Annotated in this window: 15 protein-coding genes; 9 read left to right on the top strand and 6 right to left on the bottom strand. The window is 41.4% G+C overall.

From position 1 onward, the window contains the following. Positions 1 to 9 precede the first annotated feature (9 nt). Positions 10 to 1638 (top strand): sigma-54-dependent Fis family transcriptional regulator, encoded by a 1629-nt coding sequence (locus tag N4T56_RS15440; RefSeq protein WP_261733853.1) that lies wholly within the window; start codon positions 10 to 12, stop codon positions 1636 to 1638. A 93-nt stretch (positions 1639 to 1731) separates the two neighbouring features. On the opposite strand, the gene N4T56_RS15435 is transcribed toward N4T56_RS15440, so the two are convergent. Continuing rightward, positions 1732 to 3267 carry a CotH kinase family protein gene (locus N4T56_RS15435; protein ID WP_261733852.1) on the bottom strand — a complete coding sequence of 512 codons (1536 nt, stop codon included), beginning with the start codon at positions 3265 to 3267 and terminating at the stop codon, positions 1732 to 1734. A gap of 344 nt (positions 3268 to 3611) precedes the next feature. On the opposite strand from N4T56_RS15435, the gene N4T56_RS15430 reads away from it, so the two are divergent. The 3 genes from N4T56_RS15430 to N4T56_RS15420 all read left to right on the top strand — a co-directional run bounded on the left by N4T56_RS15430 (position 3612) and on the right by N4T56_RS15420 (position 5384). Then, positions 3612 to 4745 carry a hypothetical protein gene (locus N4T56_RS15430; RefSeq protein ID WP_261733851.1) on the top strand — a complete coding sequence of 378 codons (1134 nt, stop codon included), beginning with the start codon at positions 3612 to 3614 and terminating at the stop codon, positions 4743 to 4745. 4 nt (positions 4746 to 4749) lie between these two features. Then, a complete protein-coding gene (locus N4T56_RS15425; RefSeq protein ID WP_261733850.1) occupies positions 4750 to 5016 on the top strand; it encodes a hypothetical protein in 267 nt (88 codons plus the stop codon). 119 nt (positions 5017 to 5135) lie between these two features. Further along, positions 5136 to 5384 carry a hypothetical protein gene (locus N4T56_RS15420; RefSeq protein ID WP_261733849.1) on the top strand — a complete coding sequence of 83 codons (249 nt, stop codon included), beginning with the start codon at positions 5136 to 5138 and terminating at the stop codon, positions 5382 to 5384. A gap of 97 nt (positions 5385 to 5481) precedes the next feature. Here N4T56_RS15420 and N4T56_RS15415 read toward each other — a convergent pair whose 3' ends face one another. The 4 genes from N4T56_RS15415 to N4T56_RS15400 form a co-directional block, all read right to left on the bottom strand. After that, positions 5482 to 5886, bottom strand: coding sequence for a hypothetical protein (locus tag N4T56_RS15415; RefSeq protein ID WP_261733848.1), 405 nt, complete (start codon positions 5884 to 5886; stop codon positions 5482 to 5484). Between the two features lie 78 nt (positions 5887 to 5964). Continuing rightward, complete coding sequence (locus N4T56_RS15410; RefSeq protein ID WP_261733847.1) at positions 5965 to 7662, bottom strand: FG-GAP repeat domain-containing protein; 1698 nt, start codon at positions 7660 to 7662, stop codon at positions 5965 to 5967. Next, a complete protein-coding gene (locus N4T56_RS15405) occupies positions 7655 to 9073 on the bottom strand; it encodes a hypothetical protein (RefSeq protein ID WP_261733846.1) in 1419 nt (472 codons plus the stop codon). Before N4T56_RS15405 ends, N4T56_RS15410 begins: the two co-directional genes overlap by 8 nt. Before the next feature lie 335 nt (positions 9074 to 9408). After that, positions 9409 to 10611: an ammonium transporter gene (locus N4T56_RS15400; RefSeq protein ID WP_261733845.1), complete on the bottom strand. Its 1203-nt coding sequence runs from the start codon at positions 10609 to 10611 to the stop codon at positions 9409 to 9411. Positions 10612 to 10959: 348 nt separating this feature from the next. Between N4T56_RS15400 and N4T56_RS15395 the strand changes: the two genes are divergently transcribed. From N4T56_RS15395 to N4T56_RS15385, 4 genes are read left to right on the top strand one after another with little or no spacing between them, the layout of a single operon-like run. After that, on the top strand, positions 10960 to 11436 hold the full coding sequence (locus N4T56_RS15395; protein ID WP_261733844.1) for a thiolase family protein: 477 nt from the start codon (positions 10960 to 10962) through the stop codon (positions 11434 to 11436). Then, on the top strand, positions 11429 to 11815 hold the full coding sequence (locus N4T56_RS15390) for a hypothetical protein (protein WP_261733843.1): 387 nt from the start codon (positions 11429 to 11431) through the stop codon (positions 11813 to 11815). The genes N4T56_RS15395 and N4T56_RS15390 overlap by 8 nt, the downstream gene beginning before the upstream one ends. Beyond that, positions 11812 to 12012 carry a thiolase C-terminal domain-containing protein gene (locus tag N4T56_RS22860; protein WP_390904071.1) on the top strand — a complete coding sequence of 67 codons (201 nt, stop codon included), beginning with the start codon at positions 11812 to 11814 and terminating at the stop codon, positions 12010 to 12012. The genes N4T56_RS15390 and N4T56_RS22860 overlap by 4 nt, the downstream gene beginning before the upstream one ends. After that, on the top strand, positions 11963 to 12130 hold the full coding sequence (locus N4T56_RS15385) for a thiolase C-terminal domain-containing protein (RefSeq protein WP_261733842.1): 168 nt from the start codon (positions 11963 to 11965) through the stop codon (positions 12128 to 12130). The genes N4T56_RS22860 and N4T56_RS15385 overlap by 50 nt, the downstream gene beginning before the upstream one ends. Positions 12131 to 12218: 88 nt before the next feature. On the opposite strand, the gene N4T56_RS15380 is transcribed toward N4T56_RS15385, so the two are convergent. Further along, the gene (locus N4T56_RS15380; protein ID WP_261733841.1) at positions 12219 to 13313 is read right to left on the bottom strand and encodes a PepSY-associated TM helix domain-containing protein; all 1095 of its coding nucleotides are present in this window, start codon (positions 13311 to 13313) and stop codon (positions 12219 to 12221) included. Between the two features lie 416 nt (positions 13314 to 13729). Between N4T56_RS15380 and N4T56_RS15375 the strand changes: the two genes are divergently transcribed. Next, positions 13730 to 14275: a carboxymuconolactone decarboxylase family protein gene (locus tag N4T56_RS15375; protein WP_261733840.1), complete on the top strand. Its 546-nt coding sequence runs from the start codon at positions 13730 to 13732 to the stop codon at positions 14273 to 14275. The last annotated feature ends 80 nt before the right edge of the window (positions 14276 to 14355 follow it).

Here is a 14355-nt window from a genome sequence, read left to right as displayed (position 1 = left end):
TACTGCTTGATGAAGGCAAAGGAATTAACGTTAAAAGAGTTACTGACGATTTCGCCAACTGACTCACTTGTTCGTTTTATGCAACGTAGGGTATTGATTTTTGATGCTTTAGCATTAGGTTTATTAAGAAAAGAAATTATTGAAACCCTAGGTCAACGTGGTGCAAGAAAGATTTTAACCCGCTTTGGTTATGCTCATGGATGGCGAACGGCGGAGATGTTACATAAAGAATTTCCGGAAGTGGTTGCCGAAGGTTTTGGCGGCGAGCATCTGCACCGGTTGTTTGGTTTAGTGAATACCATCGACATCAAGATCAGCGATGGCGAGGGTGATATACCAATCATTGAATCCACCATTGTTAACTCTTATGAGGCCGAACAGCACCTAGACCTCATTGGTGAGTCTGAAACAGGAGTCTGTTGGACACTCGTTGGATTTGCCAGTGGTTATGAGACCTATCGCACTGGCCGTGAGGTGTATTTTATCGAAGACAGTTGTTGTGCTAGTGGCTCAAAGACCTGTCATGTTGTTGGTCGATTTAAAGAAAATTGGGGCGATAAACTAACCCCTCATTTACCTTATTTTGAAATCGCGGACAGTAATCAGATATTGGTTAAATTGACTGAGGATTTTCAAAAGTTAGAAGAAAGACTTAACCGTAAAAAACAGCAGTTAGCCTTTATTAATGGCGATATTGACCCCACACCTGGTTTTGTGGTGCGAAGTCCATCAATGTTAAAACTGATGGATATGGCGCGTCGAGTCGCTAAAGTTGACTCGTCTATTTTGGTGACTGGTGACAGCGGTGTGGGCAAAGAGTATGTGAGTCGATATGTTCATTTGTGCTCAAAGCGTAAACACAAACCATTTATTACTGTTAATTGTGGCGCATTAAGTGAAACCTTACTCGAGTCTGAATTATTTGGCCATGTAAAAGGAGCATTTACTGGTGCCGATCGCGCGCGGGCAGGGTTATTTGAAGAGGCGGAAGGCGGCACATTATTTTTAGACGAAATAGGTGAGACCAGCCTAAACATGCAAGTTAAGCTGCTTCGGGCAATCCAAGAGCGTGAGGTGAAGCGTGTAGGTGAAAATATCTCTCGGCCATTTGATATCCGAATTATTGCCGCAACCAACCGCAATTTAGAGGAAGAGGTCGAGGCTGGTCGCTTTAGGCTTGATTTGCTGTATCGCATTAAGGTGATTGAGCTTGATATCCCACCCTTGTCTAATCGTGGCGAAGATATACTGCCGTTAGCTAATCAGTTTTTGTATAAATTTTGCGAACAAATGGATCGCACGATTACCGGATTATCGCGGGCATCAGTACAAAAATTACTGAATTATGCTTGGCCAGGTAATGTGCGTGAATTACAAAATGCAATGGAGCGCGCAGTCGCACTGTGCCAGGGAGAATGGATTGAGCCGATTGATTTGCCTTACGAAGTCTCGACCGCCTCGGTTGCAGTTAAGTTTAAAGATCAAATTCAGCCAATGAAAGATGTCGAGCGCGATTATATTTTGTCGGCGATTGAGTTGTGTGATAACGATAAACACAAAGCCGCTGAAGCTTTACAAATAGGCATAGCAACACTTTACCGAAAGGTACATGAATATAACGCTTCAGTTGAATCTTAAGCCAAACACCTTATATTTACAGGCTAAAATGAGAAAGCGAACCTGGCAGAGTTTATTCTGCTCGGCTCGCTTTTTTTATCAGGCAATATTTAATTACTGCGTATCTAAGTATTTATCAACTGCTGTGGCGCGGTCTTCTGCGTGTTCTAACAACTCATCGACTGCGTTATAAAAATCACTGGTACTTTCTAAGAAGGTGTAGCCAGATATTTCTGTTGTGGCATAAGGGGCAACCAGTGCTGAATAGGCATTATAGTTGGCTTGCATTTTATTGGTTTCAAATGCATCGCTAATCACCTCAAGTATATATTCGTTATATTGCTCACGGTATACATCATCTGCGTACAGTTTTGAGATAAGCGGCCAGCTGCTTGAATTAAGATCTGAGAAGTCTAACGCCAATGCACCACCTTGATTACCGTCTTGTAACGCTTCGTTGTTGTCCCATGGGATCCAGGTTAACTTTGAGGTGTCAGGGTCGTTATACAAGTAATAGTTGTGTGGCATGATGCCATAAGTATCCCAGTTTTGAATAATGCCATTGACTGCTAAGTATTTTAAAAATACATCAACATCAAATACCGCTTCTAGATTGGTGCGCCATGTGGCAGGATCGCTAGTATAGGTGTCGTCATGCAGTGCACTAAACAGCGCTTCAATGTCAGACCAGTCTTCATCGTCTTCGTTAGTTTTTTTCTCAAAATCGTCTTGGTTAAACGAACCTTCAACAAACATGGCACCATCATCTTCAGGCTTATATAAATTGCCATCGTCGCTTGAGAATTGCGTGTCGATTACGGTGTCATCCACTTCTTCTACTAGCGTATATAAACCAAAGTATTCTGGCTCGTCGCCATGGTCGACGTATAAAGTATAAAAGCCGGTGTGTGATACGGCGAGTCCCGCATCTTTAAATACATCAGCAGCAACTTTTTCACGAAGCATTGACTCGTCGTTATAGTTATTTTTTAAACTAAACTTTTTAAAACCATAAAAACGCTGGTTTTTAATTTGCGGATAATCATCCTCATATTCATCAAAATCGAGTTTAAAGGCGAGCTTTAAAATACCCTGCTGCCAGCTGGTTTGCAGTGAAGAGTTACCTTTAAAGCGGATACCAACGCGATACCATTGAGTGTCGTTATAAAAGACTTCAGCAGGCACAAAAATAGGATCTTCAGTATCGCTTAAGCTACTTGATGAACCTCGACCGAACTCGCCATAAAGTTCAGTCATGTTATCTAACATACTTTCCCAACGTTCTTCGGTGACGACAATGTCAAAGCGTTTAACTTCGGTGTCGCTAAACACTTCATCAAAATTGGGATCGACATCTTTACTGTGCGTTTCATCTGTCCAGTCTGTGGCTTCAAAATCAGCATCATCAACTTCAGTATCAGTATCAGTATCTGTATCAGTGTCGGTATCAGTGTCTGTGTCTGTGTCTGTGTCAGTGTCGGTATCAGTGTCTGTTGAACTGGAAACTTCAGTTGTGTCAGTTGTGCTATCGCTCGCGCCACTGTCACAACCGGTAAGTACTAACATGCTAGCAAGCATGATAATTAGCAATAACATCATCGACTGATTTGATAATCGATTTTTGTTAATTAGCTTATTGATAGTAAGCATCAAATTCTCCTAAGTCTTATCTTTTACGTAGTGAGGTTTCGGTTGATTCACTGAAATAAAATAGTTAATAAGATGTTATTACTCAAAAGTGTAAAAATTGTGCAGAGAAAAAGGATATATAGAGCAAATTGATAGAAATGATAAAGCGGGTTTTATTTATTGGCTTTACCTAACCCACTAAGATTCAGTAACACAGATTAGTTTACAGCAATAGTATTTCAGATTAGGGTAAACTGACTTAAGTGACTTATAAAGGCTAGGGGTCTTAAGTTACTTATAAAAAGTAGAGTCACTTATAAGTGCTATAGCAATAAAAAAACAGGGATTTAACTCAGGGAAGGTTTATGAAATTTTCACATTATATTGTTTGTTTAGTGGCTTTTAGCCCTGCTTCTTTTGCCGCCAAATTACCGCCGATTTTAGATTTTTACCCTCTTTGTAGTCCGCAAACTATCGATACCGCCAATAATAAAATGGTTTACGATATTGACCCTGACTTATTGGAATCCTCTCATGGTGATGTATTGTCCCATCGTGATGCATATGTAAAGCAAGCTTTAGTTGAAATACAGCGTAAAGCCGCTGTAGCAGGCGCAGGTGCGGTAATTATTGATAGATTAACGGTTGGCGGCATTGACCGAAGTCTTGATCTGCAAGACGACAGTAACCGGGTTAAATCTAATACCAAACAAATTCATGTAATAACTTCAGCGCAATACGTTAACCTATGTGACGATACGCAACTTAGCAGCGATCCCACCCCGTATAACAGTCAAGGTAAAGCGGTGTCGTACACCCAAACCACTGTTCAGTTGACGATGCCAAATGAAGGCAATCTGTTAAAGCAAGCGCAAAGGCATCCAGCACCCGATGCGCTTATTACGACCGACAGTGCCTATGGCGTTTACATTGGTGACTCAGTTGATGATTTACAACAAGCATTAGGCTCTCACAGTATTCAGTTGCAACTGGATAATGGCGCAACTGTTTATGGTTACGGACGTAGCTTATGGTTTGTGGTTAAAGGCAGTCGTGTATTAATGATTACTCAGGATTTAGGGTTATTAAATGGTCATGGTCAAAACCAAATTGCCTTAAGTGAAAATTATGATAGTGATAATTGGGTGATTGCTGAACAAGTGCATCAAGGTGATGAGCTTAATCGTGTTAAGGCGCATTTACCCCTTAAAAAGCACGGGGATGGCTATAGTGTTGCGGGTAAAAATAGTCGCTTGTTATTAACCTTTGAAGACTACAAAGAAAACGTGTCTCAAGAGGCGGTTTCTCGCCTGAACAGCTTTGCGGTTTTACCGTTAACAGCAACCGATAAGTATAAAGTTAACTTTGGTAATTTTGATAATATCGACATCACAACATTGCTGACATTAGCATTTAAGCAAGCTTATACCTTGCAACCACAACAGCTCATCAACCAAATCCAATTGACAGATAACGGCTTCCAAAGTACTGGTGAATAGCAATGTGTTATTGGGATTTGATCGCCAGGGGGTTGTCAATTCAATCAAAATTACCGAGTCGATGTTTGGCGCACAAACGATGAGTGAATTTAACGCAGTGCTTGCCAGTTACAACTTGCCCGCTATCAAATCTCAATTGTTGGAGCGATACCCCAACGCAGAAGATAATTTTGATAATATTATGCTGACAAAAGGGACTGTGATGTTGTCGATTAATTTTGATTCATACGATGATGATGCACAGTTAATTGATCTCACTTTACAGTTTTAATTTAGCCAATCGCGACAGTTAACGTAGTGTTAATAGTGAAATTGCCACGGATAAAATGAAGATTATTACCGTTCAATGCGCTAAAGTAGCGCCCAAGTTATAAAGTTTTTGGGAAGTATATGAATATTGAAAATGATGTGATTGATAATTTAGCCGATTTAGAACGCTTTTTAGTGTTAGTTGAAAAGGGCGGTTTAGGTTTAGAAGGTGTTGCTGGCGTGGGTATGGCAACCAGTAATGCTGATGGTCGTCATTTTGTTGCGGTATTTGGTGATAACCATAAGCTTTTACTTGGCCGCTGGGTAACGCCGGAAATCTTTGAAAGCGGTCAAGAGATGGTTAAGAATGGCGTTAAGTCTAAGCACTGATCTCCCCGGGTTTAATCAAGACGAATACCGTTTAAACAAAAAAGGCAGAATAACGATTCTGCCTTTTTAATGGTTTTGATGCTGCATTGTCCTAGGATTAATGAATAAGATACATTGCTTTGTTTGTCGACAACATCAGCTGTAATCCCTTCGCAGTAGAGTAACGTGCTTTAAGCCCTTGTTCAGATGGTTCACCAATTAAACTTGGACTTCTCCAAATAACATTGCTGTTAACATCGTGTTTTTCAATATGATAATCTGTGTCTTCTTCGCTGTAGTATGCTTGCCCGACTTGAACTGCGACAAAATAGCCTTGGTTACTGCTGGTGGTTTCATCGATAGCAATGCCAAAAATTGAACGCTTGATGGCTCTAGTGTCTTTTTCAACCAGGGTTAAGTTGGCTATTTCGTATGTATAGATATTGCTGTTATTTTCATAATGATCAGTGTTAATACACATCAGTTCTTGTTGTGTGTCGCTATCTAGGTTTATTAACGTCAAATACTGGCAGTTTTGATTTATAAACGATTGTTCTGACAGTGAACTCGTGTTTAGTGTTAGTAGGCTTACGGTATTATTTCAGTGCACAATCACGGTTTTTTCATTGATGACAAAGTCGGTAATATTGCTTTCAAAACTGTATTGGGCAATTAGGCTTTGGTCGTCAATATTAACGATTTTGAGTGTCTTGCCGTCGGCATAAATGGCATCTTCAATACCATCTTGGTTAATATCAAATGCCTTAATCGCGCCAATATCAGATTGACTGCTGGTGGAAGATTGCCAGTGGAAACTATAGTCAAATAACTGCATGATACCCATCCCTCCGTCGTAATACTCTGTTGTTGGCAGTAGTAAATCGCCAAAGCCGTCGTGGTTATAATCAGTGGTGACAGCATGGAAGCTCCTATCCCAGTTTGAGGATATTTGCTCACTTAATTGGTAAGATCCATCAGCTGCCATTGTCAGGATTCGACTGCCTTGATAGCCGTTTGCGGTTTGCGGTACAAAGAATACGGCTTTTTCATCATTATCAGTGATAGTTGACCAACCTGCACTGCTAAAAGAATCTAATTGAACGGTAGAAGGGTTTTGTTTAATGTCGATGGTATTGATACCAATATCAGCCACAAGCAAACGATCTTCGGCAGTGGTCATTGTATCAACGCCCCAATGAAGTTCGTCTTCACCATCATTATCAGAGTCGCCGACAGTTAACGAGCTTACGCTAGAGTGTGGAGTATATTGAGACCATATTTGTGATAGCTCATTACTTGTTAACTTATAAGCATGCACTTCTCCAGACTGACATTCTCCCACCACTAATTCGTCGGCGGCGTCATTATCTAAATTCATGGTATTGATTGAACAAGTATTAGATACTTCAACGGTAGCTAATTGCGATTTATTGATAGCAGAGTAAATACTGACCGTTGACCAGTAATTTCCCCCGGCAATCTCATTAACGCCATCGCCGTTGTAATCACCGGTAGTCAGGACTCGATCTCCGAATGGTGTACTGTTAGCCCACTTGTTTTGCCAAGTTTGAGTATCATAAACCAAACCGCTATTGGTAATAAGTTCAAGACCAGGTTGCAGATCAACATTTGCAAAAATAACTTTCTGAGCATCAATGTTGACCGAAAATAATACATCAGATGGCGCAGACATGCTGATAACACTGAGTAGAGATTCCGTCTCATAATCATTCACCCCTCGCGCATGCAAATAAGCGATTTCTGGGATTCCGTCACTATCAATATCATCGATTGCTGCGCTGAAAATCGTATCCTCAGTCGAGAATAGTTTGTATGACAACGTATTGAGATCGTTAATCACGCTGATACCGTGTGTTGTAATCAGCACAATATCATCACGATTATCTTTGTTGGTATCAAAAACCAACACTTGTTGTATGGTACCTTTAGTGGCTAATTTAAATGGATAAAACCAGGTTTGTACGTAACTGCCATTTTGTTCGGTTAACATAAACACCCTGTTATTATTATCAGTCGACACCAATTCATTGCTACCGTCACCATCAAAATCTCCCACCCACATTGATTTTTCGTTACGAGGGACTTCAATTCCTGAGCGAGTTAATGGTAAAGGTTTATCTGCGTTTACATCGAGTGAAACCGATGCCGATTCGAGGATATTGCCATTGGAATCGGTAAGAGCAAAAACAAAGTCGACACTTTGTAAGGGGAAAAGATAGTCATTTCCGACTGACCAAGTAACAAGTCCCTGGCTGTCAATGGTCGCGCCACTAGGCACCTGAAATTAACGAGCCAATTTTAGCCGGATCAATATTGTCTGGGTCAGTGAGCAATGCACTAAATTGCACAGTTTGGCCAGATTGTATGTGGTTAGGTAGGTTAACGGCATTAAATTGTGCGGGTGAGTCGTTAATGGTAAAGAAAAAGTAATCACTCTCAACTGTATTAATACCGTCGGAAACCACCATTGCCACTTTAACTTCATCCCCATAAACTGCAATGTGAGCTGGCAGAATGTAATTGGTTTGCCCGCTGACTAGCTGGCCATTAATATACCAGCGGTAACTGACAGTGAGTTGATCAAGACTGTTATCTGGATCGAAATAATGCCCTGGTGACACTGTCAGTGGTGTTGTTGTATATAACTGATAATTATTACCGCTTGGCGCATAAACTTCTGGCGGTAATGACATCTTAGCCACATCAACAAGCGGTTTATTTGATAAATTATTGGTGATTAAGTCATTAACAGATGCAAAGTAAGTACCTACATCATCAATGCCATTATTGTCTGTATCTTGGGTATATTTTACAGAGCCATTTAAAAACGCTAGCGTAGACGAATTGGTGCCCTTAACGATGATCTTTCCTTGTTCTAAATTTCCATCTAAAGCATTGGTCGATATGTTGAATTGACCTAAGGTGCTATGAAAATAAGCGCCTGAAATGATCCAATTAAATTGGTTGTTTTGATAGGATTGAGTTTGAGTTACCTGAAAAAGTGCTTGTGTTTGGCCTGAGTAAGTATAAAGAAGATTGGTTTTGATGCTGTTGCTGAATTGATCTGTATTGGGGGTTTCTTGGCTATTAATTCCATAGCTGCCAGTGAGCGATGTTGTGAGACTACCTTCTTTCCAAGATAAATTATCAAAGTTAAAGCTAAAATTATATTGGCTGTCTGTGTTAGTTTTTAGCGAAAAGGCCATATTACCGTTGACATTATTGCTATAGCCGTCGCTACAATTATTGTAACTTACGGCAAGGTTTCCGGTAAATTGACTGCTTAATTGGCCTTTAAATTTGATACTGCCAGAGGTCGAACATTGGGCAGTAAAATCCACTTTTCCAGAATTGGTTACATTATAATCAAGTTCTTCTAAATGTAAGTTAGGCAGTAAAACGCCTTCTCCAATAACCACTTTTTTAAACACATGTTGGGTATTTGCGAGGGTTAATGTCGTCAATGATTTGCTGCCAGTGTAGCGCGCGCTGACTAATTGCGATGCCGCGTTCTCTAACTCAATAGCATTATAGTTATTGGCGTTTTTAATAATATCAGACTGTGAGCTGGTGCCTGCTGGATTATCGGGTGTTTCACTGGATGTGTCAGAAGAGTCTCCGCCACCACCACAAGCCGAAAGAGAAAATAAAATCGCAAATGCGAGCGAGGAGCGGGTTTTCGTTAACATTTTTCATCCTTGCACAATGTTGTGAAAATACATTCTTAGAATGTAAATTAATTGTATGATTTTTGTTGTGTATACTAGGGTTTGGCCAAATTCTTTGCAATGAAAATTTGCGCTTTAAGCCAGATATTTTTATTGCGGTTAAAGGTGCTGGCGTCTGGTTCAATAACGGATGGTTTTTGGGGTATTTAGCTGCTGTGACAAAGGCTTAATGTTATTGATTTATTATCTTTTAGCCGAGGGTTTTATGTCGGTGATTGTGGAGGGTTCGAATTGCTTAAGGTGAGACGTAAAAAAGGCAGAATACTGATTCTGCCTTTTTTACTCGCTGATTTGAGTTACTTGTCTGAGTTAGTTGAGCCAATTTTATGAATGGCTAAGTCAGCGCCAATAAACTCATGTTCTTGGCTTAAACGTAAGCTTGAGATTTTATTTACAATGCCGTAAACGATGAGACCGCCCATTAATGCGACGACAACACCTGCAACACTACCGACTAATTGAGACATTAAGCTTACCCCGCCAAGGCCACCTAATGCTTGTTGGCCAAAAATGCCTGCGGCAATGCCGCCCCACACACCACATAAACCGTGCAATGGCCACACACCTAAAACGTCATCTATTTTACTGCTACGTTGTAATTTTGTGTATACCCACACAAATAAGCCGCCAGCGACACCGCCGACTATAAATGCACCGACAGGATGCATTAAATCAGAACCGGCGCACACCGCCACTAACCCAGCAAGTGGCTCGTTATGGATAAACCCAGGGTCGTTTTTACCGACTATCAGCGCGATGATCGTGCCGCCCACCATGGCCATTAAACTGTTTACTGCGACTAAACCGCTAATGCCATCGAGTGTTTGTGCTGACATCACATTAAAGCCAAACCAACCCACAACGAGTATCCATGAGCCTAATGCTAAAAAAGGAATATTAGAGGGCGCAAACGCAATCCCCGGCTTACGGCCGCGGCGAGCACCTAATATATAGATTGCTACCAAGGCTAGCCAGCCACCCATAGCATGAACCACAACTGAGCCTGCAAAATCGTGAAATTGAGCGCCAAACTGACTCTCTAACCACGCTTGAAAGCCATAATTACCATTCCAGATAATGCCTTCAAATAATGGGTAAACAAAAGCCACTATCATAGCCGAGGCAAATAAGAAGAGCCTAAAACTGCCACGTTCGGCAATGCCGCCTGAAACAATGGCTGGGATAGCGGCTGCAAAAGTGAGTAAGAAGAAGAATTTAACTAACTGATAGCCATTATCAGCCCCTAATGTTTCAGCACTCACAAAAAAGTGGCTGCCGTATGCGATTTGATAACCAATGACAAAGTAAGCTATGGCTGAAAAGGCAAAGTCCGTAAGAATTTTAACCAGAGCATTCACCTGGTTTTTGTGTCTGACGGTACCGACTTCTAAAAATGCAAAGCCAGCGTGCATGGCTAACACCATGATTGCACCAAGTAAGATAAATACCGTGTCCGCACTTTGTGCAATAACCCCAATTGCATCACTAATGTTGTTCATTTCAGTTCCCAAAAAACATTTCTCTGTTGAAATTCATGATTTTATATAGCAAAAGTCATTCCTAAAATGCGGAGACATTGAACGCTTGTTGACCTTGAATGGTGCAAATGCCTGAATGCGTTGCTGAAACGATCGTAACAACGCTCAATGACAGTGCGTTTAATGAGCGTTTCAGGCGGCAAAAACACGGTTGTAAGCTAATGAATTTGCGTTTGATGTTACGTTTTGGTGCGCTGTCGCGTCATTGTGGTGCGATACGGTTGATATTTTAACATTGCATTAACTTTTGAGGGCGTATCGAGTATTCTGAACTTAGCATGAAAGACTAGCTGTCTTAACGGGAGTGATATGAACAAAGTGAGAGTCGCTGGGGTGGGCATGATCCCATTTTGTAAACCGAGCCAGCAACCGCCATATCGGGTGATGGCAGCCGAGGCCATAACGTTGGCATTGGCTGATGCGGGTTTACATGCTAAGACAATTGGCCAGGCATATGGCGCTTATATATATGGTGACAGTACCTGCGCCCAGCATGCATTTTACGATGTGATTCAAAGCGGTATTCCAATTATTAATGTTAATAATAATTGTTCGAGTGGTTCAACCGCATTGTTTTTGGCTCGTCAGGCGGTGTTATCGGGTCAAGTTGAATGTGCATTAGCGTTTGGTTTTGAAGAAATGCAGCCCGGTGCGTTAGGGTCAAACTGGCAAGACAGAGAAAGTCCATTTGAGCGACTCGATCCAGTATTACAACAATTTAATGCACCACAAGGCGCAGATTGCATTACGTGCTTTTGGCGCGGCAGGGCGCCATTATATGGATAAATATCAAGTGGGCGCCGACCTTTTTGCTAAGGTGGCCGAAAAGTCACGTAGACATGCCATTAATAACCCGTACTCAATGTTTTCAAGGCCATTAACTTACCAGCAAGTGATCGACGATAAGGTGATATACGGCAATTACCTCACGCGCTTAATGGCGTGTCCGCCAACTTGTGGCGCCGCTGCGGTTATCGTATGCAGTGAGGAGTTTGCCCGCCAGCATGGTATTGCTTCTCAGGTCAAAATACTTGCACAATCCATGGCAACCGACACCGAAATATCGTGGCAAGACCCTATTAATGCAGTTGGTAAGGCCATGACGCAACAAGCGGTTGAGCAAGTGTATTGCGATGCCGGTATAGTACTCGCGATATTGATGTGATTGAGTTGCATGATTGCTTTACCCCAAATGAAGTGATTACTTATGAGGCCTTAGGGCTGTGTCCTGAAGGTGGTGCAGCGCAATTTATTGCCGATGGAGACAATACTTATGGCGGCCGGTATGTGATTGTAGCCATCGGGCGGGTTAATGTCAAAAGGCCATCCCATTGGGGCAACGGGGCTTGCACAATGTACTGAGTTAACCTGGCATTTGCGTGGCCAGGCAGGTAATAGGCAGGTTAATAACGCCAAACTCGCATTACAGCATAATGTTGGGTTGGGCGGCGCTGTTGTGGTGACCTTATACGGGATCTAGACGAAGATGATCTGCCGTAGCGATACTCAATACAGTGCGACATATTTCACACTGCATTGGGTACTATATATTTGATGCGATACTGCTGTTAAGCAGCTTTCTTCGTTTTACCACCAAAAGTTCGGCGACAAAAAGTTACCAGACTAAACGATAAAATGCCGGTGCCAGTCAATGAGACTAATGTAATCAATGCCACATAGCTGGCTGGCATGTTCAGCCCATCATGAAGTGGGCGTACAAAACTAGCAACCCTGCCCGATAATGGTCTGTCGCTGTGTTTTAATGCCGACTCGATAACACCAGTAGTATGGTTGATGCTAATGCGGTCTGCTTCTCTTAACCAAACGCCTGGATGTTCATCAAATTGAATCGTAAACATTTGTGCCTTTGGTTTTTGGTTTTCGCCTTGAGGGGCCGCGTTTGGTTTTTTACCTCGTTTTGAGCGTGGTTTGCTTACTGAAACTAATTCTGAGTTTGGCCACACCTGTTGGGCGTTAGTGAGCTGACTTAACCAATCATTGCCCTGGCTAACCGCAAACGACTGAGTAACAGGTTTTTGATTTAACGCCCCAGTCCATAAACTGTTGTAAGTAATTAAAAAGCCGCTAACACATAATATAAATAACGGTATTGAGATAAACAGCCCTAATTGAATGTGGCTTTTAAGCAAACTGCTTGAGCGAGTGTTTTTAGGCAATGTTTGTTTTAAGCGAAAGCCGTTACGCACTCGCCACCATAAATAAATCCCAATTAATGTGACAATCGCGCCAGCCAAAGAGGCCCATGCATTGATGTATTTACCACCGTTGTCGATTAAAAAATTACGATGTAACCAAAAGGCGGTTTCATAAAAAGGCAGGTCGAATGAAGCGCGGCTAGCAAGCTCGTTTAACTCGTTGTCTAATGCGATGGCTTTACCGCGCGCAGTGGCTTGAATATAAGGGGTATGCTCTGTGGGAAAACGTACCGTGCTCATTTCTGGGTATCGCTCAAATACGCTTGCTACCGTCTCGGCTTTTTTCTCTAGGGTTAGCGGGACAAAGGTTTGCCCTAAACTGTCAGTGCGTTTTAATAAATCTACGCTGCCCAAATAAACCCCTGTTGTCAGTACAATTAACATTGTGATGCTAATAGTAAAGCCGACCCAGTTATGTATCCATTTTAATGCCGAAACCATATTCATGTTGTTTGCTCAAATTACATTACAAAAAGCTGATTTTATTGCGTTTTTATATTGTGATTGTGGTAAATAGAAATGACGGCAATGATAATTAATCTCAATTAAATGTTCAATTAAAGAAGTGTAAAGATCGCTGGATAACAGCAAAATAGCTTAAACGACAACAGAACTTAAGTGGCACATTGAGGTTTATGCTTGTGGGTCAACATAAAATATCAAACAATTTTTATTAACTAATTAATTTTTTATGCTTAATTATTGGATTCGCTAACATTGTAGTTATATATTTTGAATGATTGCTCAAAATAGCTTGAGCGATCGTTCATGTTGTTCTATAGTGAACCCAATTTGAAACGCTGCACTGGCATTTAGCAGTATTTAACAGCACTAGCATTTATTTATCGACACGAGAGAACATTATGACTTCATTTACTATCCATACAGCAGAAAGCGCCCCACAAGAAAGTAAAGCAATCCTAGAGGGTGCTAAAAAACAAATGGGCATGGTACCTAATTTGTTTGGCGTATTAGCCGAATCACCAAACACACTTAAAGCTTATCAACAGTTACATCAGTTCTTTTTAGACTCGTCATTAGACGCAGAGGAACTCACTGTAGTTTGGCAAACCATTAATGTTGAACATGAATGTACTTATTGTGTTCCTGCACATACTGCTATTGCCAATTCAATGAATGTTGACCCTGCGATCACAGAAGCATTACGTAACAAAACCGCTATGCCTACTGCTAAATTACAAGCGCTACACGATGCCACATTAAGCATTGTGCGTAACCGCGGTAATATTTCGGCGGCTGAACTTGAAGCCTTTTATGCTGCAGGTTACGGCCAGCAACAAGTGTTAGAAATCATTTTAGGTTTGTCACAAAAAGTGATCAGTAACTACACAAACCATGTTGCCCATACTCCAACTGATGACGTATTTAAACCGTTTGCGTGGAAATAACGCTTACCGGCAAATCATCAATTATTGTGAATAGATAGAATAAATACCAATGTCAGCGTTATCGCACATGGCATTGGTAT

Source organism: Shewanella phaeophyticola, from assembly GCF_025398315.1.
Taxonomy (GTDB): Bacteria; Pseudomonadota; Gammaproteobacteria; order Enterobacterales; family Shewanellaceae; genus Shewanella; species Shewanella phaeophyticola.
Note: the sequence above shows the minus strand (reverse complement) of the source record. Positions and strands in the feature narration are given on the sequence as shown.